This window comes from Bradyrhizobium sp. 215_C5_N1_1, from assembly GCF_052075935.1.
In the GTDB taxonomy this organism is placed as follows: domain Bacteria; phylum Pseudomonadota; class Alphaproteobacteria; order Rhizobiales; family Xanthobacteraceae; genus Bradyrhizobium; species Bradyrhizobium barranii.
Map to the genome: position 1 here is coordinate 7,636,266 of NZ_CP197228.1, position 25,780 is coordinate 7,662,045.

Annotated in this window: 26 protein-coding genes and 1 riboswitch; of the genes, 10 read left to right on the forward strand and 16 right to left on the reverse strand. The window is 64.6% G+C overall.

From position 1 onward, the window contains the following. Positions 1-7 precede the first annotated feature (7 nt). From AB7G19_RS36575 to AB7G19_RS36610, 8 genes are all read right to left on the reverse strand, one after another. Positions 8-847 carry an XdhC family protein gene (locus AB7G19_RS36575; protein ID WP_085398489.1) on the reverse strand — a complete coding sequence of 280 codons (840 nt, stop codon included), beginning with the start codon at positions 845-847 and terminating at the stop codon, positions 8-10. An 11-nt stretch (positions 848-858) separates the two neighbouring features. After that, positions 859-2,067: a vWA domain-containing protein gene (locus tag AB7G19_RS36580; protein ID WP_441268765.1), complete on the reverse strand. Its 1,209-nt coding sequence runs from the start codon at positions 2,065-2,067 to the stop codon at positions 859-861. Next, on the reverse strand, positions 2,064-2,930 hold the full coding sequence (locus tag AB7G19_RS36585) for an AAA family ATPase (RefSeq protein WP_085398487.1): 867 nt from the start codon (positions 2,928-2,930) through the stop codon (positions 2,064-2,066). The genes AB7G19_RS36580 and AB7G19_RS36585 overlap by 4 nt, the downstream gene beginning before the upstream one ends. Before the next feature lie 2 nt (positions 2,931-2,932). Then, entirely contained in the window at positions 2,933-5,353 is a 2,421-nt protein-coding gene (locus AB7G19_RS36590; protein WP_085398486.1) for an aerobic carbon-monoxide dehydrogenase large subunit, read from the reverse strand. Next, positions 5,350-5,850: a (2Fe-2S)-binding protein gene (locus AB7G19_RS36595; protein WP_063985567.1), complete on the reverse strand. Its 501-nt coding sequence runs from the start codon at positions 5,848-5,850 to the stop codon at positions 5,350-5,352. Before AB7G19_RS36595 ends, AB7G19_RS36590 begins: the two co-directional genes overlap by 4 nt. 13 nt (positions 5,851-5,863) lie before the next feature. After that, positions 5,864-6,727, reverse strand: coding sequence for an FAD binding domain-containing protein (locus AB7G19_RS36600; protein ID WP_085398496.1), 864 nt, complete (start codon positions 6,725-6,727; stop codon positions 5,864-5,866). Between the two features lie 365 nt (positions 6,728-7,092). After that, complete coding sequence (locus AB7G19_RS36605) at positions 7,093-8,295, reverse strand: MHYT domain-containing protein (RefSeq protein ID WP_085403431.1); 1,203 nt, start codon at positions 8,293-8,295, stop codon at positions 7,093-7,095. 100 nt (positions 8,296-8,395) lie between these two features. Further along, positions 8,396-8,953 (reverse strand): 6,7-dimethyl-8-ribityllumazine synthase, encoded by a 558-nt coding sequence (locus AB7G19_RS36610; protein WP_071909551.1) that lies wholly within the window; start codon positions 8,951-8,953, stop codon positions 8,396-8,398. 74 nt (positions 8,954-9,027) lie between these two features. Further along, a riboswitch (FMN riboswitch) is annotated at positions 9,028-9,203 on the reverse strand. Between the two features lie 387 nt (positions 9,204-9,590). Between AB7G19_RS36610 and AB7G19_RS36615 the strand changes: the two genes are divergently transcribed. Both AB7G19_RS36615 and proC read left to right on the forward strand, forming a co-directional pair. Continuing rightward, on the forward strand, positions 9,591-10,091 hold the full coding sequence (locus tag AB7G19_RS36615; RefSeq protein ID WP_028169834.1) for a YbjN domain-containing protein: 501 nt from the start codon (positions 9,591-9,593) through the stop codon (positions 10,089-10,091). A gap of 191 nt (positions 10,092-10,282) precedes the next feature. Further along, the gene (proC, locus tag AB7G19_RS36620; RefSeq protein ID WP_244623315.1) at positions 10,283-11,119 is read left to right on the forward strand and encodes a pyrroline-5-carboxylate reductase; all 837 of its coding nucleotides are present in this window, start codon (positions 10,283-10,285) and stop codon (positions 11,117-11,119) included. 150 nt (positions 11,120-11,269) lie between these two features. On the opposite strand, the gene AB7G19_RS36625 is transcribed toward proC, so the two are convergent. From AB7G19_RS36625 to AB7G19_RS36645, 5 genes are all read right to left on the reverse strand, one after another. Next, positions 11,270-11,662, reverse strand: coding sequence for a thioesterase family protein (locus tag AB7G19_RS36625; protein WP_063985570.1), 393 nt, complete (start codon positions 11,660-11,662; stop codon positions 11,270-11,272). A 206-nt stretch (positions 11,663-11,868) separates the two neighbouring features. Further along, a complete protein-coding gene (locus AB7G19_RS36630; RefSeq protein WP_071909549.1) occupies positions 11,869-12,117 on the reverse strand; it encodes a tautomerase family protein in 249 nt (82 codons plus the stop codon). A 55-nt stretch (positions 12,118-12,172) separates the two neighbouring features. Next, positions 12,173-13,825 carry a histidine--tRNA ligase gene (gene hisS / locus AB7G19_RS36635; RefSeq protein WP_085403339.1) on the reverse strand — a complete coding sequence of 551 codons (1,653 nt, stop codon included), beginning with the start codon at positions 13,823-13,825 and terminating at the stop codon, positions 12,173-12,175. A gap of 84 nt (positions 13,826-13,909) precedes the next feature. Continuing rightward, a complete protein-coding gene (locus AB7G19_RS36640) occupies positions 13,910-14,434 on the reverse strand; it encodes a YegJ family protein (protein WP_085403432.1) in 525 nt (174 codons plus the stop codon). 138 nt (positions 14,435-14,572) lie between these two features. Further along, positions 14,573-15,655 (reverse strand): branched-chain amino acid aminotransferase, encoded by a 1,083-nt coding sequence (locus AB7G19_RS36645; protein WP_085403340.1) that lies wholly within the window; start codon positions 15,653-15,655, stop codon positions 14,573-14,575. A 336-nt stretch (positions 15,656-15,991) separates the two neighbouring features. On the opposite strand from AB7G19_RS36645, the gene AB7G19_RS36650 reads away from it, so the two are divergent. Genes AB7G19_RS36650 through AB7G19_RS36660 form a run of 3 tightly spaced genes read left to right on the forward strand, consistent with a single transcriptional unit; the run spans position 15,992 to position 18,669 of the window. Further along, positions 15,992-16,534, forward strand: a complete 543-nt coding sequence (locus AB7G19_RS36650) for a MarR family winged helix-turn-helix transcriptional regulator (protein ID WP_063985573.1) — start codon at positions 15,992-15,994, stop codon at positions 16,532-16,534. After that, the gene (locus AB7G19_RS36655; RefSeq protein ID WP_028169830.1) at positions 16,531-17,262 is read left to right on the forward strand and encodes a response regulator; all 732 of its coding nucleotides are present in this window, start codon (positions 16,531-16,533) and stop codon (positions 17,260-17,262) included. Before AB7G19_RS36650 ends, AB7G19_RS36655 begins: the two co-directional genes overlap by 4 nt. An 18-nt stretch (positions 17,263-17,280) precedes the next feature. Next, on the forward strand, positions 17,281-18,669 hold the full coding sequence (locus tag AB7G19_RS36660) for an ATP-binding protein (protein WP_028151545.1): 1,389 nt from the start codon (positions 17,281-17,283) through the stop codon (positions 18,667-18,669). 169 nt (positions 18,670-18,838) lie between these two features. Here the strand turns inward: AB7G19_RS36660 and AB7G19_RS36665 are convergent, their stop codons facing one another. Both AB7G19_RS36665 and AB7G19_RS36670 read right to left on the reverse strand, forming a co-directional pair. Continuing rightward, a complete protein-coding gene (locus AB7G19_RS36665; protein ID WP_063985575.1) occupies positions 18,839-19,369 on the reverse strand; it encodes a DUF3617 domain-containing protein in 531 nt (176 codons plus the stop codon). Positions 19,370-19,399: 30 nt separating this feature from the next. Then, positions 19,400-19,693 carry a hypothetical protein gene (locus tag AB7G19_RS36670; RefSeq protein ID WP_063985576.1) on the reverse strand — a complete coding sequence of 98 codons (294 nt, stop codon included), beginning with the start codon at positions 19,691-19,693 and terminating at the stop codon, positions 19,400-19,402. Positions 19,694-19,876: 183 nt separating this feature from the next. On the opposite strand from AB7G19_RS36670, the gene AB7G19_RS36675 reads away from it, so the two are divergent. The 4 genes from AB7G19_RS36675 (at position 19,877) to AB7G19_RS36690 (ending at position 22,690) form a co-directional block, all read left to right on the forward strand. Beyond that, on the forward strand, positions 19,877-20,338 hold the full coding sequence (locus AB7G19_RS36675) for a hypothetical protein (protein ID WP_063985577.1): 462 nt from the start codon (positions 19,877-19,879) through the stop codon (positions 20,336-20,338). A 122-nt stretch (positions 20,339-20,460) separates the two neighbouring features. After that, positions 20,461-21,180 carry a ribonuclease T2 family protein gene (locus AB7G19_RS36680; RefSeq protein ID WP_085403341.1) on the forward strand — a complete coding sequence of 240 codons (720 nt, stop codon included), beginning with the start codon at positions 20,461-20,463 and terminating at the stop codon, positions 21,178-21,180. 179 nt (positions 21,181-21,359) lie between these two features. Further along, a complete protein-coding gene (locus AB7G19_RS36685) occupies positions 21,360-22,220 on the forward strand; it encodes a 23S rRNA (adenine(2030)-N(6))-methyltransferase RlmJ (protein ID WP_085403342.1) in 861 nt (286 codons plus the stop codon). Positions 22,221-22,474: 254 nt separating this feature from the next. Continuing rightward, complete coding sequence (locus AB7G19_RS36690; RefSeq protein ID WP_063986700.1) at positions 22,475-22,690, forward strand: cold-shock protein; 216 nt, start codon at positions 22,475-22,477, stop codon at positions 22,688-22,690. An 85-nt stretch (positions 22,691-22,775) separates the two neighbouring features. On the opposite strand, the gene AB7G19_RS36695 is transcribed toward AB7G19_RS36690, so the two are convergent. Then, positions 22,776-23,399, reverse strand: coding sequence for an outer membrane protein (locus AB7G19_RS36695; protein WP_014491976.1), 624 nt, complete (start codon positions 23,397-23,399; stop codon positions 22,776-22,778). Positions 23,400-23,648: 249 nt separating this feature from the next. Here AB7G19_RS36695 and uvrC point away from each other — a divergent pair, with 249 nt between their 5' ends. Next, complete coding sequence (uvrC, locus tag AB7G19_RS36700; protein WP_085403343.1) at positions 23,649-25,712, forward strand: excinuclease ABC subunit UvrC; 2,064 nt, start codon at positions 23,649-23,651, stop codon at positions 25,710-25,712. Positions 25,713-25,780 lie beyond the last annotated feature (68 nt).

Genomic DNA, 25,780 nt, shown 5'->3' on the forward strand with positions numbered 1-25,780 from the left:
CGGTGTCTCACTCTCTGCTTGCTGTTTGATTGGCCGCGCGCTGGCCACGCCGGCGTTCTCTGGTGATCTCGGCGAGGATCGACATTGCGATCTCCTCCGGCGTGATCGCGCCGAGATCGAGGCCGGCCGGCGCCTTGAAATCGTCGATCGCAGCCGCGCTGGCGCTCTCTGCAAGGAGTTTTGCGCGCAGCGAAGCCATCTTGCGGCGGCTGCCGACGAAGGCGTGATAACAGGCTTTGGTCGCGACCGCCGCGCGCAAGGCGGCCTCGTCGCCCTTGCCCTGCGTCGAGACGACGACGAAGCGCTTGGAGTCGTTGAGCTCGCCGAGCTGATAACCATCGATGACCGCGTCGGCGTCCGGCTGCGCCGTGAGATCGGCGGACGGCGCAGCAAACGTGACGTGATAGCCGAGCACGCGCGCCTGCGCCGCAAGCGACAGCGCCACCGGGCTCGCACCGAGAATGACGAGCGAGGGATGCGGCAGCACCGGCTCGACGAAGATGTCCATCGTGCCCTTGCTCGGGCACATGTTGCTGGCAAAGCGGATGCCGTCGCGGCTCTCCCCCGCGCTGACGCCGAGCTCGGCCAGCAGGTTCTCCGGCTGCACCGAGACCATGCGCGGCTCGCCATCGGCGAGCGCCTCGCGCGCCGCCTTCAGCACCGCGCCCTTGGCGCAGCCCCCGCCGATCCAACCCGCGACGATGGTGCCGTCGGCGGCGATGATCGCCTTGGCGCCAGCCTTCGCCGCGGTCACCGACACCGTGCGCACCACCGTCGCGAGCACGAAGGCACGCTCGGCGGCCTTCATCTGAGCGACTACATCAAGCACTTCGACATGAGCGGTCATCGGAAGCCTCCTCAAAGCTTCGCTAAATAGGGTTCGAGCGCTCGCAGGCTGCTCAGCGAATTCGCGCGCGCATAGAGATCGACATGCGGCAACGCAGCTCTTATGCCCCGCGCTTCGGGCGTGTAGCCCTCCCACGCCATCATCGGGTTGAGCCAGACAATGCGGCGACAGCGCCGGTGCAGCGCCGCCATCTCGCGGCCAAGCAATGCGGCATCGCCGGTCTCGTAGCCGTCGGACACGATCATCACGCAGCTGCGGGAATGGATCACGCGCGCGGCGTGCCAGCGATTGAAGGTTTGCAAGCACTCGCCGATCCTGGTGCCGCCGCCCGCGCCTTGCGCCATGATCGAGAGCCGGTCGAGCGCGCGGCCGGCGTCCTTCTCCTTCATCGCGTCGGAGACGTAGGCGAGGCGCGTGTGGAACAGGAACGCCTCGGCCTCACGGAACTGGTCGAGCACACCGTGGATGAAGCGCAAGAAGACTGCCGTGTACATGCTCATCGAGCCCGAGGCATCGAGCAGCACGACCAGCCGCAACGGCTTGTCCTTGCGCTGGCGTTTCACCAGGCTGATGGGAACGCCGCCATGGCTGATGTTGCGGTGAATCGTGCGGCGGAGATCAAGCCGGTAGCCACGCCGGCGCGCCAGATCGCGCCGGGTCAGCCGCGTCCGCATTGCCTTGGCGAGCGCTGCTGCGGCCTCATGGGCCTGCGCGACCTGGTCTGGATCGCTCAGCTTTCGGAAATCGACCTCGGCAAAATTGTCGGCGCGTGAAGCACCTTCCATGCGGCCCTCGCCGGAACGGCCTTCCGGCGCGTCGTCGGAGGACGGAAGCTGGTCTACGGCGGACTGGTTACTGCCCTGCTCCGCCGCGGCATCCTGCAAGCTCTTCAGCGAGGGATTGCTGGCGCCCGGTGTTGATCCAATCGTGCGGGAGCGCGAGCGCACGCGCTTGCCCAACCAGAACGCGTCGAACAGACCGTCGAACTTGTCCCAGTCGGATTTGCGTGCCGAGAACAGGTGCTTGAACGCCGTGCGCAGCAGACCCGGCCGCGCCGCATAGCCCGATGATATCAGCGTCGCCGCATCCTGCCCTTCGGCGAGCCCGACGCGAAAGCCGGCCTCGCGTAGCGTGCGCAGGAACGCCGCAAGCTTCGCGGAGACGAGGCGCGAGACCTCGTTGAGGTCATCATATCCGGGGCTGGAGCCACAGCAGCTCATGCGACCTTTCCCAGCAGGCGCTGTGTCACCTCTGGCGTGACACGGGCGCGGTCTTCGTGAGTCTTCAACAGGCAGACGAGCGTCTCATGCACAATCTCGGGTGCGTCGTGAAGATTGGTTACGTCGAGGCCGACGAGAGCTGCCGCCCAATCCAGCGTCTCCGCCACGCCCGGGACTTTTCGCAGCTCCTCCTTGCGCACACCCTCGACCATGCGCGCGATCTGGAGCGACAGCGACGGGCTCGCGCCCATGACGCGCGCCAGGATGATGCGGGTCTCGCGGTCGACGTCGGGATAGTCGACATAGTGATAGAGGCAGCGCCGGCGCAACGCGTCGGAGAGCTCGCGCGTGCCGTTCGAGGTCAGCACGACATGCGGGATGGTGATTGCGGGAATGGTGCCGAGCTCGGGGATCGAGACCTGGAAGTCCGAAAGCAGCTCCAGCAGGAACGCCTCGAACTCGTCGTCGGCGCGGTCGATCTCGTCGATCAGCAGCACCGGCGCCTTCGGCCGACGGATCGCGGCGAGCAAGGGGCGCTCGAGCAGGTATTTTTCCGAGAACACCTGGTCCTCGATGCTATCGCTGCCGCGATGGGCCTGGATCGCCAGCAATTGCCGCTGGTAATTCCACTCGTAGAGCGCGGAGGACTGATCTAGGCCCTCGTAGCATTGCAGCCGGATCAGCTCGGTCGCATGCACTTTTGCAAGTGCTTTCGCCACTTCCGTCTTGCCGACGCCCGCCTCGCCCTCGAGCAGCAGCGGACGCCGCAACAATTGCATCAGCGAGATCGCAGTCGCGAGGTCCGCATCGGCGATATAGCCCGATGCGGCCAGCGCTTGCGCGATCTCATCACGGCCCTTCATCGCTACGCCACCGCGCCCAGATCCTTCGCCGCCTTCCAGTTGCGCCAGAAATCATGCGGCATCTGGATGTGCGTGCTGCCCAGGAACGAGAACGCGTCGTTGACGGCATTGGAGAAGGCCGGCACACCGCCGACATTCGGGCTTTCGCCGACGCCCTTGGCGCCGATCGGGTGATGCGGCGACGGGGTGACGGTGAAGTCGGTTTCCCAATGCGGCGTCTCCACCGCAGTCGGCATGAAGAAATCCATAAACGAGCCGGTGACGACGTTACCTACCTCGTCGTAGCGGATCTCCTGGCCCATCGCGATGGCGAAGGCTTCGGTCAGGCCGCCATGCACCTGCCCCTCGATGATCATCGGGTTGATCCGGGTGCCGCAATCGTCGAGCGCATAGAAGCGCCGGACCTTGTACACGCCGGTATCGACGTCGATGTCCATCACGCAGAGATAAGCGCCGAACGGATAGGTCATGTTGGGCGGATCGTAATAGCTCACCGCTTCCAGTCCCGGCTCCATGCCCGGCGGCACCGAGTTGTACGCCGCCCAGCAGATGTCCTTCATCGACATGAACTTCTCCGGCAGGCCCTTCACCCGGAAGCCGTCGATGTCGAATTCGAGATCGTCCTCGTGGACCTCGAGCTTGTAGGCCGCGATCATCTGCGCCTTGGCCTTGATCTTTCGCGCGGCCATGGCGATTGCGGCACCCGCGACCGGCGTCGAGCGTGAGCCGTAAGTGCCGAGCCCATAGGGCGCGGTGTCGGTGTTGCCCTCCTCCACCATGATGTTATCGGCGGGAATGCCGATCTCGGTGGCGATGATCTGGGCCCAGGTGGTCTCGTGGCCCTGGCCCTGGCTTTTTGAACCGACCCGCGCGATGCCGGCCCCGGTCGGATGCATCCGGATCTCGCAGGAGTCGAACATCGCAATGCCGAGGATGTCGCAGTTCTTCGACGGGCCAGCACCGACGATCTCGGTGAAGAAGGAGATGCCGAGCCCCATGATCTCGCGGGTCTCCCCCCGCGCGAACGCGGCACGCTTCTCCGCCTGCTCCTTCCGGAGCGCGGCGTAGCCGGTCGTCTCCATCATCTTGCGCATGGCGGTGTGGTAGTCGCCGGAATCGTATTCCCAGCCGAGCGCCGAGTGATAGGGGAACTGCTCCGGCTTGATGAAGTTCTTCAGCCGGAGTTCAGCGGGGTCCATGTTGAGCTTCTGCGCCAGAATATCCATGGCGCGCTCGATGCAGTAGGCCGCCTCCGTGACGCGGAACGAGCAACGGTAGGCGACGCCGCCCGGCGCCTTGTTGGTGTAGACGCCATCGACAGCCAGATGTGCGGTCGGGAAGTCATAGGAGCCAGTGACGATGTTGAAGAAGCCGGCCGGCCATTTCGACGGGTCGGCGCAGGCGTCGAACGCACCGTGATCGGCGAGCACGTGGACGCGAAGGCCGGTGACCTTGCCGTCCTTGGTCGCGGCGATCTCGGTGGTCATGTGATAGTCGCGCGCGAACGAGGTCGCGGTGAGGTTCTCGATGCGGTCCTCGACCCATTTCACCGGCTTGCCGGTGACGATGGAGGCCACCGCCGCACAGATATAACCGGGATAGGCGCCGACCTTGTTGCCGAAGCCACCGCCGATGTCGGGCGCGATCACGTGGATCTTATGCTCCGGAATTTTTGCGATCAGCGCCACCACGGTGCGGATCACGTGCGGGGCCTGGAAGGTGCCGTAGATCGTCAGCTCGCCCTTGATCTTGTCAAAAGAGCAGACGCACTGGCAGGTTTCGAGCGGCGACGGATGGGTGCGGTGATAAGAGATCATCTCCTTGATCGTGACCTCCGCCTTCCTAAAGGCGGCGTCTGTGAGGTCCTTGTCGCCGACGGTCCACTCGAAGATGTGGTTGTCGTGCTTGCGCGGACCATGCGCGCCGGACATCTTGCCGACGAGATCCTCGCGCAGCACCGGCGCGTTCGCGTCCATCGCCTTGAAGGGATCGACCAGCGGCGGCAGCGGCTCGTATTCGACGATGACCGCGTTGATGCCGTCATCGGCCGCATAGCGGTCGGTGGCGACGACGAAGGCGACCTCCTGATTCTGAAACAGCACCTTGCCGTCGGCCAGAACCATCTGCACGTCGCCGGCCAAGGTCGGCATCCAGGCGAGGTTCACGGTCTTCAGCGTCTCGGCGGTGATCACCGCGAGCACGCCGGGCACCTTCAGCGCCGCGCTGTCGTCGATCTTCTTGACGCGCGCATGCGGGTGCGGCGAGCGGACGAAGTCGCCGTGCAGCATGCCGGGCAGCTTGACGTCGTCGACGTAATTGCCCTTGCCTTGGGTGAAGCGGATGTCCTCGACGCGCTTGCGCTTGCAGCCCATGCCTTCGAGTGCGGCGGTGCGTTGTTCCCGCGTGGGAGTGAGGTCGTTCATTCTGCGGCCTCCTGGAATTCCACGCCGTTGATCTTTGCGGCGGCGTATTGAATGGCTTTGACGATGTTCTGGTAGCCGGTGCAGCGGCAGATGTTGCCGGAGATGCCCATCCGGATTTCCGGCTCGCTCGGCGAGGGATTTTCCTTCAGCAGCCGATGCGCGCGGACGATCATGCCGGGCGTGCAGAAGCCGCATTGCAGGCCGTGCATCATGCGGAAACCTTCCTGCAAGGCCGACAGCGTGCCGTCGGCGTTGGCCATGCCTTCGATCGTGGTGATGTCGGAGCCATCGGCCTGCACCGCGAACATGGTGCAGGACTTCACCGACATGCCGTCGATGTCGACGGTGCAGGCGCCGCAATGCGTGGTCTCGCAGCCGATATGGGTGCCGGTCATCTGCAGATTCTCGCGGATGAAATGCACCAGCAGCGTGCGCGGCTCGACGAGGCCTTCGACCTCGGCGCCGTTCACCTTCATGGTGACGTGTGTTTTAGCCATCGATCCCCCTCCCTTACTTCGCGACAGCGGCGGCGCGCTGAAGCGCGCGCGTCACCATGATGCCGCCGACATGTTTTCGGTATTCGACCGGGCCGCGGGCATCCGCAGCTGGTGCCATGATCGCTGCGGCCGCAGCGGCGGCCTTCTTCAACGTCGCCGCATCGAGGCTGGTGCCAATCACGGCCTTGGCGGCATCGGCAGCCAGCAGCGGCGTCTCGTGGACGTTGGTGAGCCCGATCGCGCAGGTCGCGACCTTGCCGCCGGACATGGTGAGAACCACGGCGGCGGCGGCGGTGGCGTAGTCACCGACCTTGCGCTTGAGTTTTTCGTAGGCGTAGCCGTGGCCGGCCGCGGGCACGGGAACCGAGACGGAGGTCAGGATCTCGCCGGGCTCGAGCGCGGTGAAATAGGCGCCCTGATAGAAGTCGGCCGCCGCGACGTCGCGGGAGCCACCCGGGCCTTCGAGGCGATAGGTTGCCCCCAAGGTCATCATCAGCGCCGGCATGTCATTGCCGGGATCCCCATTGGCGACATTGCCGCCGATCGTGCCGCGGTAGCGCACCTGCGGGTCGGCGATCAGCAGTGCCGCTTCATGCAGGATCGGCATCGACTGGGCGATTTCGTCGGAGGCCAGCAGCTCGTGCTGGGTGGTCATCGCGCCGATGACAAGATTGTTGCCGTCGCGGCTGATGCCCTTGAGGGCGGCGATGCCGTGCAGGTCGATCAGATGGGCGGGGGTGGCGAGCCGAAGCTTCATCATCGGCACCAGACTGTGCCCGCCGGCCAGCGGCCGGGCATCCTCGCCGAGGTCTGCCAAGAGCTTGACGGCATCGGCGACACTCGCCGGCCGGTGATAGCTGAATGAGCCTGGGATCATCATCTCCTCCTCGTCGTCCTCTTGCGCGTGACGGCGCGGACGTTGGAGGGGACGGTCACTCCGAGAGGGGCAACCCGCAATCATTCGGGCACGGAACAGCGGATTTCGCACGAGTTGCGGCGGGGAACGCACGAATTGCGTCAGGTGAGGCGACGTATGGCGCGGCGGCCACCTACCCTCCCCTGGAGGGGGAGGGTCGACCGCGCGAAGCGCGGGCGGGGTGGGGTGATCTCTCCACTCGGGGGGTATTCATCGCGGAGGGACCGTCACCCCACCCCGCTCCGCACTACGCTCCGCTCCATGCGAAGCGACCCTCCCCCTCCAGGGGAGGGTAAGAAAGAACGCGCCTCCCGTGCGGCCCGACTCTACGCGTGCCGCCGGTTCGCTAGGCCCAACCTTGCCTTCACCTCAGCTATCTTGGCACGGCTGACCGGGACCCGATGCGGCGACGGACCGTCGAGCTCGAGCACGGCGCCATCCCCCTCTTTGCGGACCAATGCGACATGGGGGATGGCAACGATATGGCTGCGGTGCACCCGGAGGAACAACGAGGGATCGAGCTGGGCCTCGGCCTCCGAGATCGACCAGGGGCACATTCGCTCGCGGGTGCCGTCGTGAACACGGGTGTAATGCGCATCGGCCCGGACGCTGCGGACATTGGCTGTCTCGATGAAGTGCGTGCCGTCGGCGCTCTCGACCGGCAACCGGGGAACCGGCGTGCGGGGCGGCTGGCCGAGACCGCCGAGCGGGGCCACCGGGCGCGGAGCTGCAGCCGGCGCAGCGATCAGTTCGATGGCGGCCGCCGCGACCGGCGAAGCAGCCGGTTCGGCAGCAACAGAGGTCGACGTCTGACGCCGCTGGTCGGGAACCAGCGACAGCAGGAAGCCGGCTGCGATGACGAAGCACAGCACCGCAACGATGATCGACAGGATTTGCTGCGACGCGGCAAGACCGCCGCCGGCATGGTGATGCGCCGCGCCGGTCAGCGGCTCGAAATGCATGCCGAGCATCGCCGTGTAATGCATGCCGGAGACGGCGATGCCGAACGCAACCGAACTGACGATCAGCCGGACGCCCTCCTGCTGCGCCAGGAAGGCGCGCAAACCACCATAGGCGGTGACGATCGCGACCACGACCGAGAGCAGCACCATGGTCCGGTCGTGGACGATGCCGAAGTGACCGGCGAGACCATGAATGCCGACATAATGCATGCTGGCGATGCCGACGCCGAGCAGGACCGCCGACGAGGCCACTCGCTTCAGGGATGGCTCGCCGATCGAGACAAAGAAAAGAGAAATGCCGACCACCAGCGCGCAGATCAGGAACGAGATGATGGTGGGAAGAACGAGATAGACCGTGTCCGGCGGCAGCGGCGCGGCCAGCATGCCGACGAAATGCATGGTCCAGATGCCGACGGCCAGAAATGCCGCCGCACCCGCGAGCAGAACGCGGTTGCTGACGCCGGGCGTGTTGCGGATGCGAGCAGCAAGCGCAAAGCCGGTATAGCCACCCAGACTCGCGATCGCCACAGAGAGCGCGACGAGATAGGGATCGTGTCCTTCGAACATGATCTTGTCGGCCGCCCGTCTCCACGGCACGGCCTCCTCCCGCCGCCGACTTTATAGGGACGGCGACGGGATTGACAATCAGCGGCGTGTGAGCGGACGGCTACACAATGCCCGCCGCGACCTGACCGCGCAGGCGCTCCAGGCCGAGCAATGTCTCGGCACAGGCTGCGGCGACCTCGACGCCCTTGATCGCAAAATGCCTGCGGAAGAAATCGTAGTGCACCTCGGTCTCGTGGAATTGCTGCGGCGTCAGCACCGCCGAGAACACCGGCACCTCGGTGCGCAGCTGCACGTCCATCAGCGCCTTGATCACGGTGTCGGCGACGAACTCGTGTCGGTAGATGCCGCCGTCGACGACGAGGCCCGCCGCGACGATCGCGGTGTAGCGCCGCGTCTTGGCGAGGATCTGCGCATGCAGCGGGATCTCGAACGAGCCCGGCACCTCGAACACGTCGACATGATTGAGGTGACGTGCGGCCGCCTCCTTCACGAAGGCGATGCGGGCCTCCTCGACCACGTCGCGGTGCCAGCAGGCCTGCACGAAGGCCACCCGCTGCGGTTTCGCGAAGCGCGGATGCTCGGGTGCCGGATCCTGCGGAACCGGCGGTTGGGTGACTTCGGAAGTTTCGGTTTGGGGGTCTTGCAACATCTGATTCATGGCTTTCCTTCAAAGGACCAGAATCAGGGCACACGGAACGACAAGCAGCCGCACCTTGCGATGCGTCTGCCACCGACCGTTCTCTTTCATCCGGACTTTAACCGTCGGCTTCGGAGTTGCACCGAATCTGCTGACCCTTCCCTTCGGCAAAATTCCTTTTCAGGAAGATCCTTGGGGGAAGGCGCTCGCGGGCTTGGGCCTTGCGACCCTTACCGCCGGTGGGGACTTTCACCCCGCCCTGAGAACATCGGCCGCCCGGGATGAACGGCCTGACCGGAAATATGACGCCACCCGGCGGCCGCAGCAAGCGCGTTCCGCATGAAAAACCGCATGGTCCCATGCCGCCATGACGGGTGTGGCCTCGCCCGGCGGAATTAACGATTGGCGCGCCATCGGCGAATCCGATTCCGATTTGTTCTCATTCGTTAAGAATTGTGGCGGAGATGAGCTGTGGACGAACGAGTCCTGGCTTGTGGACGGACTCGGCAGCCAGTTGCGCAGATTCCGCAAATCACATCACTTGATCCGCGATAGGCTCGCGCTGATCCGAGGGGATCGCGACAGCGACGTTGAGGGAGCGCGCCGGGCCGACCGAGTGCGTATCAAAGACAACAAAAAGGCAAGAGGTCGAGACGGAATGTCCCTGCTCGAAGGCACTATCGATTCCAGAAATCACCCGCTCGCGGTGGTCGAGGACATCGCTGCCAGCAACAACTGGCCGTTCGAACGCTCCGGCGAAGACGAGCTCACGATTGTCTCCAAGGGACAATGGACCGACTATCAGATCTCCTTCACCTGGATGGGTGAGATCGAGGCGCTGCATCTGGCTTGCGCCTTCGACATGAAGATTCCGGTTGCACGGCGGAGCGAAGTGCAACGGCTGGTCGCTGCGGTCAACGAGCAATTGTGGGTCGGCCATTTCGACCTGTGGACCAACACCGGCATGATCATGCACCGCCAGGCCCTGGTGCTGCCGGGCGGGCTCACCGCCTCGACCGCGCAATGCGAAGCCATGCTCGCCGGCGCCATCCACGCTTGCGAGCGCTACTTTCCGGCGTTCCAGTTCGTGGTGTGGGCCGGCAAGACCACCGCGCAGGCGATGGACGCGGCGATGTTCGACACGGTGGGAGAGGCGTAAGGCCTCTCTCCAAGATGGTGAGGGGCGCGCGCGCCCTCCTCAGCATCGTGCCGGACAGGCGGAGCGCAGATCCGGACCCATACCGCGTGATTTCTCCGTATCGCGCGATGCTTGTTGCTCCGCCCTCCATCCACTAGAACCGCCTGTGGTTATGGGTCCCGGCCTTCGCCGGGACGACACCTTTGTTTGTGGTGACCACAGTGGCAGACAGCAGCACTCTCAAGAACATCACCGGCACCATCCTCCTCGCCGGCGCCGGCAAGATGGGCGGCGCGATGCTGACCGGATGGCTTTCGGGCGGGCTCGATCCGCGCCGCGTCGCGGTGATCGATCCGCACATCTCACCTGAGATCACCGCGCTTGCCGCCAACGGCGTTGCGCTCAATCCCGATGTCAGCGCCGTCGGCACGGTCGAGACTCTGGTCGTCGCGGTGAAGCCGCAGATGTTCCGCGAGGCCGGCGCCAAACTGAAGCAATTCGTCTCGGACAAGACCTCGGTGGTCTCGATCATGGCGGGAACCACGATCGCATCGCTCGAAGAGGTCTGCGGTGGCGCTGTGGTGCGCGCGATGCCGAACACGCCGGCCGCGATCGGTCGCGGCATCACGGTCGCCGTCGCGGCGAAGAACGTCAGCACCACGCAGCGCGCGGTAGCCGATGCGCTGCTGCGTGCCACCGGCTCGGTCGAATGGGTCGAGGATGAAGGCCTGATGGATGCGGTCACCGCGGTGTCCGGCTCAGGCCCGGCCTATGTGTTCCTGCTCGCCGAAGAGCTCGCGCGCGCCGGCGTCGAGGCCGGACTGCCCGAGGCGCTGGCGACGAAGCTTGCACGCGAAACCGTCGCCGGCTCTGGTGAACTTCTGCACCAGTCGGAGCTTCCCTCCAGCACGCTACGCCAGAACGTCACCTCGCCCGGCGGCACCACCGCCGCGGCACTCGGCGTGCTGATGGGCGAGCCGGGCCTGCGCGATCTGATGATCCGCGCAATCGCGGCCGCGACGAAGCGGTCGAAGGAGCTGGCGAAGTAAGCAGGTGTCGTAGGGTGGGCAAAGCGGCTTGTCCGCCGAAGCTCGACGAGCGAAGGCGGAAGCGTGCCCACCAACTTCGTTCGCGATCCCGAAAAGATGGTGGGCACGGCGCTTCGCGCCTTTGCCCACCCTACGGCATCGCGCTCGCCGCTACGCCCCGAGCCGCTTGTTGAACATCTCGACATTCACGAGCCCGCGCGCATGGCGGCCCTCGCCGAGCCTGCGCGTGCCCTCGAACGCCTCGACCTCGAAACGGATGACGCGGCGCTCGACCGCGACCACCTTCGCGGTGGTCCGCACCGTCGCACCGACGAGAGCGGCTGCGAGGTGGCGGATGTCGACTTCGGTGCCGACGGTGACCCAGCCCGGCTGAAGCGCGGCGCGGATCGCATCGCCCGACGTCATCTCCATCTCCAGGATCATCATCGGCGTCGCATAGACCATGGGCATGCCGGGCACGAAATGCCCGACCGTCCGCTCGGCCGGCACCACCAGCGTGCGCTCGGCGCTCATGCCGACCTTGATGAAGTCGCGTGCGTCCATGGGGGCCTCAAACTCCGCCGTCGTCCCGGACAAGCGCAGCGAAGCGGAGCGCCGATCCGGGACCCATAACCACAGGGAGTAGTTTGGCGAAGACTCGGAGTTACCAGCTCGCCAAATAACCACTGCCTGTGGTTATGGGTCCCCGCTCCCGTGCGCAATTGCGCACTCGGCGGGGACGACAGTGGAGACTGCCGATATAGCGCTGGCTACTTCTTCGCAGCCGCCGCGCGCTCCACAAACGTCTTGCCGCCCTTCATCTTGTGACGGAGCGGGGCTTCGTTGATCTGGATGACGACGGCATCGGCATCGACGCCGAGATTCTTCACCAGGGCCTGGGTGATGTCGCGCATCATGCCGGCCTTCTGCTCGTCGGTGCGGCCTTCGGCCATGCTGACGGTAATCTCAGGCATCGTTCTCTCCCTTGCGGCCGAACACCGGCCATTGACGGTCGCCATCAAACAAGACGTGGATGCCGGGGACAAGCCCGGGCGTGACGGCCTTCCGGAATGGCTATCCCCACTTTACGTCATGGCGGCCCAGGACTTCGCGCACCTTGGCGACGAGGTCGGCTTCGCTGCACGAGAACTGCGCCGGGCGGCTCTCGCGCCACTCCTGGTTGGAGGCGATCGCGGCGGCGGCCTTGGCGCCTTCGATCAGATCCTTGATCTGCAGCTCGCCGCGCGCCTTTTCATCCGAGCCCTGGATGATCACGCAAGGGCTGTTGCGGCGGTCGGCATATTTGAGCTGGTTGCCCATGTTCTTGGGATTGCCGAGATAGAGCTCGGCTCGGATGCCGGCAGCGCGCAAGGACGCCACCATTTTCTGATAGTCGGCGACGCGGTCGCGATCGAACACGGTGACGACGACGGGGCCGAATTCGGGCCGCGTGTCGAGCTTGCCGAGGAGCGTCAGCGCGGCCTGAAGCCGTGATACGCCGATCGAGAAACCGGTCGCCGGCACCGGCTCGCCGCGGAAGCGCGAGACGAGGCCGTCGTAGCGGCCGCCACCACCGACGGAGCCGAACCGCACGGGCCGGCCCTTTTCATCCTTGGTCTCGAGCAGCAGCTCGACCTCAAGTACGGAACCCGTGTAATATTCGAGACCGCGGACGACTTCGGAAGCAATACGTATCCGCTGAGAGCCATAACCAGCCGACGTCAAGATAGAACAAATCTGCTCAAGCTCCTCTAGCCCCTGTAATCCGGTTGGAGAATTCAGAAGTGGTCGCCAATTTGTGAGCAAAGTGTCGTTAGAAAAGAAGTAGCCGGGGGCACCATCATCTGCGGCCCAAGCTTGATTGTCGGACAAATGCTGTTTGAACTGCGCGGGACTTAAGCACCAGTCGTCTTCGTAGGGCTGGTTGTCGCTATCAACTCTTACCCAAGACTCATTGTGTCCGCCTGCAACACGAAAGACTATCTCCATTTGATCTGGAGTAAGGCCCGCGCCCTTAGTAAAATCCCCTTTGCCTTCCTCACCGCCATCCCAACGACCAGGTCCGAGCAGTTTCCTGATGTCGTCGGTTGAAAACTTATCAAGTTTATCGATTGTCCTCAGAACGGTGAGCCTACGTACCGCATTTTCTTCGCCGCCCAGTCCAATGGATTCCAATACCCCATCAAATATCTTGCGACTATTGATCTTCACTACGTAGGAGCCGCGAGGAACTCCCAATGCCTCCATCGTGTCCGCGGCCATCATGCACATCTCTGCATCCGCCGCCGGCGTCGCCGAGCCGACCGTGTCGGCATCGAACTGCATGAACTGGCGGAAACGGCCGGGGCCGGGCTTCTCGTTGCGGAACACGTAGCCGACGCGGTAGCTGCGGTAGGGCAGGACCAGACCGTCGGTGCCGTATCGCTCGCCGACATAGCGGGCGAGCGGCGCGGTCAAATCGTAGCGCAAGCTGATCCACTGCTCGTCGTCGTCCTGGAACGAGAACACGCCCTCGTTCGGACGGTCCTGATCGGGCAGGAACTTGCCGAGCGCGTCGGTGTATTCCATCGCCGGCGTTTCCACGGGCTCGAACCCGTAGAGCTCGTAGACGGTGCGGATCTTCTCGACCATCTCGCGCGTCGCCCGGATCGCGGCGGGGTCGCGATCCTCGAGCCCGCGCGGCAGGCGCGCCTTCAGTTTCTGGGGTTTTTTGGGTTTCTCGGCCATGCGCGGCGTTTACCAGCCGACGCGCGGTGCGGCAACCGAAGTTCGCTTTACTTCGCCCCGCTTGCGGGGAGAGGGGAAGAGAATCTACGGCTGCTCCATCCGGGCCCTCAGGGCATCCGCGTCGGCCTTTGGCAGCGACTTCAGCGTCGGCTTGATGGTTTCGCCTCCGACGATCTTGCCGTTGCGCATGAACATCCAGTCTGAAATGTCCGCTTCGCTGAACTTGACCGCGTCGCCGGCCCGTTTGCCCGGCAGATCGCGCGGCTCGTTGGCGAAGAGGCCCGAATAGGTACCGTTCGGCAGCTTCTTCACGTCACCGATCCAGATATGCTCTCCGCCCCTGCGGGTCGAAAAGCGCACCTTCAAGGCGTGCCCGCTCTCCGACGGCTTTGGCGCGTCATAGGACGCCCAGAAGGTGGGAAGCGTACCGCGGGCGCGCGCGATCGCGGTGTTCATCTCGGGATCGGTGGTGCGCACGTCGACGATCGGCGAGCGGTCTTGCGCTACGACCTCCGGCATGGGCCCGATGGTCAGGATGCCGAAAACGCTGACGCCGGTGATTGCGGCGAGAACGACCCATTTCATGGGCTGGGAGAGTTTTGTTGCCATGTTCGCGATGTCCAGGATGCTTCGATGTCTCCTGGCTTTGTCGCGTGTCGGCAGCAGCACGTTCATAGCGCAATAAGCCACAAACGTTGCGCGTTTCCCCTCTCCCTTGTGCGAGAGGGGAAACGTAATCGCCGTCGATCAAAACACCTTGCGGATCCAGTTGTGCGGATCGTTGGTGCGGCCGTACTGGATGTCGATGAGCTGCTTGCGCAGGCCCGTGGCGACGGGGCCGGCGGCGCCGCCGCTGATCTCGAAATCGCCGCTCACCGAACGCACCTTGCCGATCGGCGAGATCACGGCAGCGGTGCCGCAGGCGAACGCTTCCTTCAGCTTGCCGCTCGCCGCATCCTTGCGCCACTGGTCGAGCGAGTACGGCTTCTCGCGCACCGTCTTGCCGGCATCCTTCGCGAGCGCGATGATGGAGTCGCGGGTGATGCCGGGCAGGATCGTGCCGAGCGGCGGCGTCGAGAGCGAGCCGTCCTCGAACACGAAGAAGACGTTCATGCCGCCGAGCTCCTCGATGTAGCGGCGCTCGACCGCGTCGAGGAAGACGACCTGATCGCAACCGTGCTGGATCGCTTCGGCCTGCGCACGCAGGCTCGCGGCATAATTGCCGCCGCACTTGACGGCGCCGGTGCCGCCGATCGCGGCGCGGGTGTAGTTCTCCGAGACCCAGATCGAGACCGGCGCAGGTCCGCCCTTGAAATAGGAGCCAACCGGCGAAGCGATCACCGCGAAGATGTATTCGGACGACGGCTTGACGCCGAGGAAGGTCTCGCTCGCGATCATGAAGGGGCGCAGATAAAGGCTGCCCTCGCCACCCGGCATCCAGGCGCGGTCGATGCGCACGACCTGCTCCACCGCCTCGATGAAGACGTCCTCGGGCAGCTGCGCCATCGCCATGCGGTCGGCGGAATCCTTGAAGCGGCGCGCATTGGCGTCGGGGCGGAACAGGTTCACACCGCCGTCGTCACGCTTGTAGGCCTTGAGGCCTTCGAAGATTTCCTGCGCGTAGTGCAGGACCGCGCCGGCCGGATCGAGCTGGAAGTTGGCGCGCGCCTCGATGCGTGCTTCGTACCAGCCGCCCTTGGCCTGGTTGTAGCGGACGATCGCCATGTGATCGGTGAAAACCCGACCGAAGCCGGGGTCCACCAGCTTGGCGACGCGGTCCTTCTCGGATGTCGGATTGGATGCGGGCTGGATGTCGAATTTCATACTCATGTCCTTGCCTCCCGCTGCCGGTAGCGGCGCTGTTCTGGCGCCCGCCTGCCCTGTTTGGGCCCGGCTGGCTTGATTAGGTTGTGGCTGGACCGCCGCCAGCCTTGTTACGGCCGGTTTCCGTGGCCAGCATGTCGCCGAGGACATGCTTTTGCGGAACGCGGAAGTCCAGTATGTTTTGCCGAAATGCCGCTCGACAATCGCACGGTAGATCTGCTTCGGCCGTCGTCGCCTGTCCGGCTCTCTCCGGCCGCTCCTAGAACTGCCACCCGACGCGAAGCGATCTAAAATTTCGTGCGGGCTGATCGTTTTGTAACATTGAACCCAAGATACGTCAATATGCCTGACATAAATTTCGCAACTCCCTCTCAAGACGCAGCCGAGCCGCGGCCGGCCGCAGGCGATGGAGGCAATTTGCGCTGGGATATCATCGAACTGCTGTTCTTCGCCTATCGTGATTTCGTCGGCGATCCCGACCAGGAGCTGGAGGCTTTCGGCTTCGGCCGGGCCCACCACCGGGTCATGCATTTCGTCTATCGCTATCCCGGCCTCAAGGTCGCCGACCTGCTCGATGTCCTGCGCATCACAAAACAGTCGCTCGGCCGCGTGCTCAAGCAGCTCCTGGACGAGGGCTATATCGTGCAGAAGACCGGCGACAATGACCGCCGCCAGCGCCTGCTCTACGCGACGCCGAAGGGCGAGGCGCTGGTGCAGAAGCTCGCCGGGCTCCAGACCACGCGGATCACCAAGGCGCTCGCCGAGTTGGCGCCGCAGGATGCCGATACCGTCAAGCGTTTCCTGCGCGCGATGATCGACCGCGACGATCCGGACAAGGTGCTGGAGACGATCTTCGCCAACGTCAATCAGGACGGAAAGGAGTGAACGTGCCGTTCGCTGCCACGCTCGCCCGCCCGCCGGTAGAACCGGCCGACGATGCGCCGCATCTGCTGCTGGTCGACGACGACCGCCGCATCCGCGATCTGTTGTCGCGCTTCCTCGCCAGCGAAGGTTATCGCGTCACTACCGCCGCAAGCGCCGGCGATGCACGCTCGAAGCTCATGGGGCTGCATTTCGATCTCCTGATCCTCGACGTCATGATGCCCGGCGAGACCGGCTTCGATCTCGCCCGCTTCATCCGGACCTCCTCCTCGGTGCCGATCGTGATGCTGACGGCGCGGCACGAGGCCGAAGCCCGCATCGAGGGCCTGCAGATCGGGGCCGACGATTACGTGGCAAAACCGTTCGAGCCGCGCGAGCTTGCGCTGCGCATCAACAACATCCTCAAGCGCGCCGCACCGCCGCCGCAAACCGCCGCGGTGGAGAAGATCGCGTTCGGCCCTTACGTCTACCATCTCGATCGCGGCGAGCTGCGCCAGGGCGAGGAGGTCATTCACCTCACCGACCGCGAACGCGAGATGCTGCGGATTCTCTCGGAGACCCCGGGCGAGACCGTGCCGCGCAGCGCGCTCACCGGCAATGGCAGCGTCAACGAGCGCGCCGTCGACGTGCAGATCAACCGCCTCAGGCGCAAGATCGAGACCGACCCCGCCAATCCGCTGTTCCTCCAGGCGGTACGCGGGATCGGCTACCGCCTGGTGGCCTCGCCATAAAGCAGTGAAGCGCGACCGATGAGCACGATCGATACCGGCCTGACGCTGTTGAAGAGCGCCGCCGGCCGCGTCTCCGCCGCCAATGGCTGGATGGGCAACGCATTCAAAGGCTGGATGCCGACCGGCCTCTATGCCCGCGCGCTGCTCATCATGATCGTGCCGATGGTGATCCTGCAATCGGTCGTCGCCTTCGTGTTCATGGAGCGGCACTGGAACACGGTGACGCGCCGCCTGTCGGCTGCCGTCGTGCAGGACATCGCCGCGCTGATCGACGTCTACAAGGGCTATCCGCAGGACAAGGACCGCAACGAGATCCGCCGCATCGCCCAGCAGCGCCTCGGCCTCGTCGTCGACTTCCTCCCCGCCGGCGACATGCCGCCGCCGGGCCCAAAACCGTTCTTCTCGCTGCTCGACCAGACGCTGTCGGTGCAGCTCGGCCGCCAGATCGGACGCTCGTTCTGGATCGACACCGTCGGCCGCTCCAACCTCGTCGAGATCCGCATCCAGCTCGACGATGCCGTAATGCGCGTGTTCGCGCAGCGTAGCGCCGCCTATGCCTCGAACTCGGAGATCTTCCTGTTCTGGATGGTCGGCACGTCCTCGATCCTCCTGATCGTAGCCGTGCTGTTCCTGCGCAACCAGATCAAGCCGATCCTGCGGCTGGCAGACGCCGCCGAGAGTTTCGGCAAGGGCCGCGAGGCGCCGAACTTCAGGCCGCGCGGCGCGCGCGAGGTACGGCGCGCGGCGGTCGCCTTCCTCGAGATGAAGTCACGCATCGAGCGCACGATGGAGCAGCGCACCGCGATGCTAGCCGGCGTCAGCCACGATCTGCGCACCATCCTGACCCGGTTCAAGCTCGAGCTGGCGCTGATTGGCGACAACCCAGAGCTTGAGGGCATGCGCAAGGACGTCGACGAGATGTCGATGATGCTGGAGGACTACCTTGCGTTTGCCCGCGGCGATTCCGGCGAGCAGTCGCAGCCGACCGACATGGCGCAGGCGCTCGAGGAGCTGCGCAGCGACGCCGAGCGCCACGGCCACACCGCGACCGTCGCGTTCCACGGTCTGCCCGTGGTGACCGTGAAGCCGGCCTCGTTCAAGCGCTGCCTCGCCAACCTCGTCACCAACGCGGCGCGCTACGGCAAGAGCATCGCCATCAACGGCCAGCGCGATCACCGTTATTTGACCGTCACGGTCGAGGACGACGGCCCCGGCATTCCCGCGCACTTGCGCGAAGAGGTGTTCAAGCCGTTCCTGCGGCTCGACAACGCCCGCAACCAGGACGAAGGCGGCACCGGCTTGGGGCTAGCCATCGCCCGCGACATCGCGCGCTCGCATGGCGGCGACATCACCCTCGGCGACAGCCCGATGGGGGGATTAAGGGCGAGTGTCCGGATTCCGGTGTAGGCGGCTCTTCCTTCTCCCCTTGTGGGAGAAGGTGGCGCGAAGCGCCGGATGAGGGGTTGTTTCCGCGAATTCAGAAGTAAGAGAGTCACGCGCGGAGAGATACCCCTCACCCGTCTCGCCGCTACGCGGCGAGACACCCTCTCCCACAAGGGGAGAGGGGAAGACAAACCTACTTCGGCAGCAACGCCTTCAACTTGTCCATGTCGCGCACGTTCATCTTGAAGCCGCCGGGCATCACGATGTCGCCGGGCTTCTGGTCGGGCTTGCAGGCCCCGAGCCACTTGGCTTCGAGCTGCATCGTGGTGTCGCGGCCTGCTGCGCCGGCGGCGCCGCCTTGTGCATGCGACGAGGTCTTCACCGTATAGGCCGAGTTGAAATCGCCGGTGATCTCGGCATGCGAGGTCGTGCTGATGCCGGCGACGTTGCACTCGGAATCACTGACATAGCCGGTCGCGGTCTTCTTGATGTCCTGCTTGGCGCAGATCTGCTTGGCCATCGGGGAGACGTTGTTGTTCATCTCCTTGTCGACGGTCTCGTCGGTGCAGTGCTGCATGGTCATCTCGGGCATGGGCGTGCCGGTCCTGACCATCTTCATTTCCCAGAGACCGGCCTTGCGCACCGGCAGATCGTCGGCGCTGGCGCTGCCTGCCGACACCACAAGACAAAGGGCCGAGCCGAGCAAAGCGAGCTTGCGCGTCATGTGGGAAGCTCCCGACGTTCCGAAAGCGCCTCAGTACAGCGTACGGATCGGCTGTTGGGCAGCGCCATAGGGCACCCAACGGCAGGAGAACGAGATATAGCCGCCCTCAAAGGCCTGCACCGCGAGGAATTTCACGACCTTGCCGTAGCGCGCGCAGTGATCGACCGCGACCTGCCGCGCATCAGCCTGGGTCGCCAGCGAATAAGCGATGATGCCGCCGGTGTCGTTGCCCTTGAACGGAGGCACCGGAAGGAGATCGGCGCGTGCCGACTGGCTGGCCATCATCCCCAGGGCAAGAAAGCCCGCGGCCGCAATGATTCGCATTCCCGTTACTCCAATTGGTTGGGACCAGTTTACGGTGCCGGGAGGTCCATGAAAAGAACTGATGCCCCGCCGGCTGCGAGGTTGGGGTCAACTCTTGGCCAAGTGTTGCCGCGCTGCACTTGACCTGCCCCGGCCTTCGCGGCACCGTCCATCCTTCGCAAGACCCAGCTGTCCGGATTGCCCATGCGCGCCCTCCCCCTGAAATCGCTCCGCTTTGCCACCTTGCTTGGCCTCATGTTCGGGGCGCTGTCGCTCGGTGAGGCCAGGGCCGCCAATCCGCTGGAGCTGAACTTCTGGCTGAACGGGCCGCGCTATGACGGCGCCGTCGTCGATTGCGAGAGGGCGCTGCCGACCATCGCCACCCAGTTCTGGGAGAAGGAAAGCTCGTTCTGGAATTCCTCGTTGAAGATCACCGGCTTCGCCGCCGTTCACGAGATCGCGTTCCGGCCCTGGCAGTCTGACAACATTCCGCGCCGCTATTGCACCGGCGACGCCATGCTCAATGACGGAAAGGTGCGCAAGGTGCATTTCTCGATCATCGAGGATGGCGGCTTCTCCGGCTACGGCAATGGTGTGGAATGGTGCGTGGTCGGGCTCGACCGCAACTGGGCCTACAATCCGTCCTGCCGCGCCGCCAGGCCCTGAGGCTCGATCGAAAGGCCTGAATCGGACTGATCAGGCGCCTGACGGGCCGGCCCGAATTTTGTTCTTGAAATGTTCTTGTTGCCTGCTAGGCTGACTGCACAGTCTAGTTGAGGGGCGTCGCCATGTTTCATTTTAGATTGCATTCGTTCACCCGTCTCGTGATCTCACTGACCCTCCCCCTGGTTCTGGCCGCCGGGCTGGTCGCGCTGCCGGGCGGCGCGAAGGCCCAGGACAAACGGCAGAACGCGCCCGGCGAATTCGACTTCTATGTGCTGTCGCTGTCATGGTCGCCCTCCTTCTGCGAGGAGGCGTCCGAGCGCAACCGCGGCGGCGGCGGTGGTCGCTCGCAGATGCAGTGCAGCGGGCGGCCCTACGCGTTCGTGGTGCACGGGCTGTGGCCGCAATATGAGAATGGCTTCCCTGAATATTGCCAGCGGCCCTCGCCACGCCTGAACCGCAACATCGTCTCTTCGATGCTCGATTTGATGCCGGCGCCGGGGCTGATCTTCAACGAGTGGGACAAGCACGGCACCTGCTCCGGGCTCGACAGCCGCAATTATTTCGAGACGATCCGAAAGGCGCGCGCCGCGATCAAGATCCCGGCGGAATATCTCGAACTGTCGCAGGCCAAGACCGTGGCGCCGGGCGAGGTGGAGGAAGCCTTCATCAAGGCCAATGCGGGCCTGAGCAACGCGGCCATCTCGGTCACCTGCAACCGGACCCGGCTCTCGGAGGTCCGCATCTGCCTCAGCAAGGACCTGCAATTCCGGGCCTGCGAGGAGATCGAGCGCCGCGCCTGCCGCCGCGACCAGGTGACGATGCCGCCGATCAGAGGTGGCTAGTCCAACTGCTCATGCCCCGTACGCCGCGCCGCTTCGGCGGTGCGCTGCAGAATCGGGGCCTATGCTGCATGGGAATCCAGACCCGGGCCCTGGCCCGCAACGCTAAGAGCGTTGCAGCGCGTCCGGGACAGACGCGCATGCCGCTTTGCTCAAGCCGTGACGTAGCGTAGTCCTGTCTCATGAACTACCGTCACGCCTTCCACGCCGGAAACTTCGCCGATGTCATCAAGCACATCGTGCTCGCGCGCATCATTACTTACCTCCAGGACAAGCCGGGGGCATTCCGTGTCATCGACACCCATGCCGGCGCCGGCCTCTATGATCTCGAAAGCGACGAGGCGCGCCGCAGCGGCGAATGGCTGACCGGCATCGCGCGGCTGATGCAGGCGCGCCTGTCGAACGACGCCGTGGCGCTGGCCAAGCCCTATCTCGACATCGTTCGTGCCTACAATCCGAAGGGCGAACTCAAGGCCTATCCGGGTTCGCCGCTGATCACGCGCGGCCTGCTGCGGCCGCAGGACCGCCTCGTTGCCTGCGAGCTTGAGCCGAAGGCGCGCAAGGCGCTGATCGGTGTGCTGCGCCGCGACGAACAGGCGCGCGTGGTCGATCTCGACGGCTGGGTCGCGCTGCCGGCCTTTGTGCCACCGAAGGAACGGCGCGGGCTCGTGCTGATCGACCCGCCGTTCGAGGCGAAAGACGAGTTCGAAAAGCTCGGCGACGCCTTCTCGGCGGCTTTCGTGAAATGGCCGACCGGTATCTATGTAATCTGGTACCCGGCCAAGAGCCGACGCGCCACCGACACGCTGGTGCAATCAGTGGCGCGGCTCGCAGCCGCAGCAAAACCGCCAGGAAAATGTCTGCGTCTCGAATTCAGTGTCGCGCCGCAGCTTGATGGCGCCGCCCTCACCTCCGCCGGATTGTTGATCGTCAATCCGCCGTACACGCTGCATGGCGAGCTCAAGACGATCCTGCCCGAGCTGGAGATACCGCTCGGACAGGGCGGAGCTGCCAGATTCCGATTAGAGGTGCCGAGGCCGTAACACACCGGCATTCTTGGGAAAAAGATGCAGGAGCGGTAGTCAATCTGCAGAGAACCGTATTATGCTGTTTCCGTGACTGGCTTTACGTTCCGCTTCCGCGAATGGTTGCGGCGGAGTGAAGGCCTAAGAAAGATCCGATCGGACCGAAAGAAAGGTCCGCCCAAGGATGGCCAGCTCCCGGGCTTCGTAAGGCCCGGTCATGTCGTGACGTGAGTCTGCGTCGCGACGGAGGAGCAATGAGGGGGAGTTTCCCGATGGCCATGACGGGAACGGTCAAGTTTTTTAACGGCGAGCGCGGCTACGGTTTCATCAAGCCCGACGACGGCGGGCGCGACGTCTTCGTGCACATTACTGCTGTGGAGCGGGCGGGACTGAAAGATCTCGCCGAAGGACAGCGCATTACTTTTGAAGTCGAGCCGGACAAGAAGGGGAAGGGACCAAAGGCAGTCAATTTGGTCATCGTCTCCTAGAGCGTTTTCGAGCGAACACCTGGCGAAAAAAATCCCGGCCGCGAGCGGCCGGGAGGCTATTGTCCGGTATTTTCTTCTTCAACTATCAGAAGTGATAGTTCACGCCGGCGCGCACAACGCTGGCGCTATAGCCGTTTGACACGCCGGTAATTGCGAACTGGCTCGTCGACAGATCGATGTAGAGATATTCGAGCTTGGCGCTCCAGTTCGGCGCGAAGCCGACTTCCGCGCCGGCACCGATGGTCCAGCCTGCGGTGGTGTGCGACTCCGTCCAGCCGAATGTCTGCGCGCGCAGTTCGCCGAAGGCGAGGCCGGCGGTGCCGTAGAACAGCACGTTGCTGAAGGCATAGCCCGCACGGCCGCGCAGCGTGCCGAACCAGGGGTTGGAGAACTTCCACGGCGCGAAGGTGTCATCAGCGCCCGCGGCCTGGATATCGCCCTCGACGCCGAACACCCATGGACCGTTCTGGAAATTGTAGCCGGCCTGTACACCGCCGACGAAACCGGAGGGCTTGACGGGCGAGTTACTCACCGAGCCCCACTCATAGCCGAGATTGGCACCGAGATACGGACCGGCCCAACTATAGGCATTGAGCGGCTGATTGACGGTGTAGGGCGCACCCTGCCCGTAATTGAGATCGGCGGCCTCTGCCGAAGCTGTCCAGCCGGCTGCAACCAACACGGCTGCGCCTACAACGAACCCCCTCATCGGTACTCTCCAACGCAACGGCCGCCCCCCGCGATGCCTGCGCCGCCGCGCAAGGCAAAATCGCATGGTTACGGAACCTCCTCTTTTTCGCGTAAGATTTATCGAGAGTTTTAAGTTAAAGGCCTGTTAAGCCGGGTTACCACGCTCTTAACAGGCTTAAGCAAGTGTTACCCGGAACCGCGCCGCCATCCTGTGTGTGCCGCAAGGCTGGAACTTCAAATCGGCACCCCCAGCGCTTAAATTCGCATCATGGCTCACGATTCCACCGACAATCCGGACGACGCACGCGCGCGCAAATCTCCGCGCGGCACGACGGCCGACGCCCCGCCGGAGAGCCTGGCGCCGCCGGACCTCGATCCCGCCACCACCGCTGGCGAGGACGAGGACGACGCGCTGCTGCCTGACATCCTGGAGGAGAGCGGCGCGGTCGGCGAAGAGCCGCTGGCGACCGGCCATGAAGCGATCGAGCGCGCGGTCCGCCTCGCGCCCACCTCGCCGGGCGTCTATCGCATGCTCAGCGCCAATGCCGACGTGCTCTATGTCGGCAAGGCCAAGAACGTCAAAAAGCGCCTGTCGAACTATGCGCGCCAGAGCGCGCCGCAACCGGCGCGCATCCTGCGCATGATCGCAGCCACGGTGACCGTGGAGATCGTCTCGACCAACACCGAGACCGAAGCGCTGCTCCTGGAAGCCAATCTCATCAAGCAGCTCCGGCCGCGCTTCAACGTGCAGCTGCGCGACGACAAGTCGTTTCCCTACATCCTGATCACCGGCGACCATTGGGCGCCGCAGATCCTCAAGCATCGTGGTGCGCAGTCGCGGCCCGGCCGCTATTTCGGCCCGTTCGCTTCCGCCGGCGCGGTCAACCGCACCATCACCGCCTTGCAGCGCGCGTTCCTGATCCGCTCCTGCACCGATTCCTTCTTCGAGAGCCGCTCGCGGCCCTGCCTGCTCTACCAGATCCGCCGCTGCGCCGGCCCCTGTACCCGCGAGATCGATTTCCCCGGCTACACGACGCTGGTGCGCGAGGCGACTGACTTCCTCTCCGGCAAGAGCCAAGCGGTGAAGCAGGAGCTTGCCGGCGAGATGGAGAAGGCCTCCGGCGAGCTCGAATTCGAGACCGCGGCACTCTACCGCGACCGCCTCGCCGCGCTGTCGGCGATCCAGTCGCAGCAGGGCATCAATCCGCGCACGGTGGAAGAAGCCGACGTGTTCGCCATCCACCAGGAGGGCGGCTTCTCCTGCGTCGAAGTGTTCTTCTTCCGCACCGGACAGAACTGGGGCAACCGCGCCTATTTCCCGCGCGCGGAGAAGACCTATACGCCGGAGGAAGTGCTGGGGTCGTTCCTCGCCCAGTTCTACGACGACAAGCCGCCGCCGAAGAACATCCTGCTCTCGCACGAGATCGAGGAGAGCGAGCTGCTCGCCAACGCGCTGTCGATCAAGGCCGGCCACAAGATCGAGGTCACGGCGCCCAAGCGCGGCGAGAAGAAGGAGCTGGTCGCCCACGCGCTGACCAATGCGCGCGAGGCGCTCGGCCGCAAGCTCGCGGACACCGCGACGCAGAGCCGGCTGCTCGACGCCATGGCCACGACGCTGAGCCTGCCGCATTCGCCCAAGCGCATCGAGGTCTACGACAACAGCCACATCCAGGGCACCAATGCGGTCGGCGCAATGATCGTCGCCGGCCCCGATGGTTTCGTGAAGAACCAGTACCGCAAGTTCAACATCAAGTCGGAAGGGCTCACGCCGGGCGACGATTACGGCATGATGAAAGAGGTGCTGGAGCGCCGCTTCAAGCGCCTGATCAATCCGCCCGAGGACGCCGCCGGCAAGGCCAAGGACGACGACTTCCCGCAATGGCCCGACCTCGTGATCATCGACGGCGGTCGCGGCCAGCTCAACGCCGTCCGGGAGATCTTTACGAATCTCGGCCTGACCCAGGTGTCGCTGATGTCGGTCGCCAAGGGACCGGACCGGGATGCCGGCCGCGAAACCCTGTTCATGCCGGAGCGCGAGGCAATCAAGCTGGAGCCGCGCGATCCCGTGCTTTACTTCATCCAGCGCCTGCGCGACGAGGCCCACCGCTTCGTCATCGGCTCGCACCGCAAGCTGCGCAAGAAGGACATCCGCGAGGCCGGTTTGCAGGAGATTCCGGGCATCGGCCCGTCACGCAAACGTGCCTTGCTGCACCATTTCGGAACCCTGAAGGAGATCGAGCGGGCCTCGATCGCCGATCTCGGCAAGGTTCCGGGGGTGAGCGCCGAGAGCGCTCGCAGGATTTTCGACTATTTCCATCCCCAGCCGGGGTGAACTAAGGGAGCCGCGGTCATATGGTCGTCGCATGCTGCACCTCATTTGGGGAGCGGGACGGTTGACCT

What these genes read in the sequence shown, in the direction of transcription:
- AB7G19_RS36575 (WP_085398489.1), bottom strand. Translation starts at nt 847, where the DNA reads ATGACCGCTCATGTCGAAGTGCTTGATGTAGTCGCTCAGATGAAGGCC.
- AB7G19_RS36580 (WP_441268765.1), bottom strand. Translation starts at nt 2,067, where the DNA reads ATGAGCTGCTGTGGCTCCAGCCCCGGATATGATGACCTCAACGAGGTC.
- AB7G19_RS36585 (WP_085398487.1), bottom strand. Translation starts at nt 2,930, where the DNA reads ATGAAGGGCCGTGATGAGATCGCGCAAGCGCTGGCCGCATCGGGCTAT.
- AB7G19_RS36590 (WP_085398486.1), bottom strand. Translation starts at nt 5,353, where the DNA reads ATGAACGACCTCACTCCCACGCGGGAACAACGCACCGCCGCACTCGAA.
- AB7G19_RS36595 (WP_063985567.1), bottom strand. Translation starts at nt 5,850, where the DNA reads ATGGCTAAAACACACGTCACCATGAAGGTGAACGGCGCCGAGGTCGAA.
- AB7G19_RS36600 (WP_085398496.1), bottom strand. Translation starts at nt 6,727, where the DNA reads ATGATCCCAGGCTCATTCAGCTATCACCGGCCGGCGAGTGTCGCCGAT.
- AB7G19_RS36605 (WP_085403431.1), bottom strand. Translation starts at nt 8,295, where the DNA reads ATGTTCGAAGGACACGATCCCTATCTCGTCGCGCTCTCTGTGGCGATC.
- AB7G19_RS36610 (WP_071909551.1), bottom strand. Translation starts at nt 8,953, where the DNA reads ATGAATCAGATGTTGCAAGACCCCCAAACCGAAACTTCCGAAGTCACC.
- AB7G19_RS36615 (WP_028169834.1), top strand. Translation starts at nt 9,591, where the DNA reads ATGTCCCTGCTCGAAGGCACTATCGATTCCAGAAATCACCCGCTCGCG.
- AB7G19_RS36625 (WP_063985570.1), bottom strand. Translation starts at nt 11,662, where the DNA reads ATGGACGCACGCGACTTCATCAAGGTCGGCATGAGCGCCGAGCGCACG.
- AB7G19_RS36630 (WP_071909549.1), bottom strand. Translation starts at nt 12,117, where the DNA reads ATGGCGACCGTCAATGGCCGGTGTTCGGCCGCAAGGGAGAGAACGATG.
- hisS (WP_085403339.1), bottom strand. Translation starts at nt 13,825, where the DNA reads ATGGCCGAGAAACCCAAAAAACCCCAGAAACTGAAGGCGCGCCTGCCG.
- AB7G19_RS36640 (WP_085403432.1), bottom strand. Translation starts at nt 14,434, where the DNA reads ATGGCAACAAAACTCTCCCAGCCCATGAAATGGGTCGTTCTCGCCGCA.
- AB7G19_RS36645 (WP_085403340.1), bottom strand. Translation starts at nt 15,655, where the DNA reads ATGAGTATGAAATTCGACATCCAGCCCGCATCCAATCCGACATCCGAG.
- AB7G19_RS36650 (WP_063985573.1), top strand. Translation starts at nt 15,992, where the DNA reads ATGCCTGACATAAATTTCGCAACTCCCTCTCAAGACGCAGCCGAGCCG.
- AB7G19_RS36660 (WP_028151545.1), top strand. Translation starts at nt 17,281, where the DNA reads ATGAGCACGATCGATACCGGCCTGACGCTGTTGAAGAGCGCCGCCGGC.
- AB7G19_RS36665 (WP_063985575.1), bottom strand. Translation starts at nt 19,369, where the DNA reads ATGACGCGCAAGCTCGCTTTGCTCGGCTCGGCCCTTTGTCTTGTGGTG.
- AB7G19_RS36670 (WP_063985576.1), bottom strand. Translation starts at nt 19,693, where the DNA reads ATGCGAATCATTGCGGCCGCGGGCTTTCTTGCCCTGGGGATGATGGCC.
- AB7G19_RS36675 (WP_063985577.1), top strand. Translation starts at nt 19,877, where the DNA reads ATGCGCGCCCTCCCCCTGAAATCGCTCCGCTTTGCCACCTTGCTTGGC.
- AB7G19_RS36680 (WP_085403341.1), top strand. Translation starts at nt 20,461, where the DNA reads ATGTTTCATTTTAGATTGCATTCGTTCACCCGTCTCGTGATCTCACTG.
- AB7G19_RS36685 (WP_085403342.1), top strand. Translation starts at nt 21,360, where the DNA reads ATGAACTACCGTCACGCCTTCCACGCCGGAAACTTCGCCGATGTCATC.
- AB7G19_RS36690 (WP_063986700.1), top strand. Translation starts at nt 22,475, where the DNA reads ATGGCCATGACGGGAACGGTCAAGTTTTTTAACGGCGAGCGCGGCTAC.
- AB7G19_RS36695 (WP_014491976.1), bottom strand. Translation starts at nt 23,399, where the DNA reads ATGAGGGGGTTCGTTGTAGGCGCAGCCGTGTTGGTTGCAGCCGGCTGG.
- uvrC (WP_085403343.1), top strand. Translation starts at nt 23,649, where the DNA reads ATGGCTCACGATTCCACCGACAATCCGGACGACGCACGCGCGCGCAAA.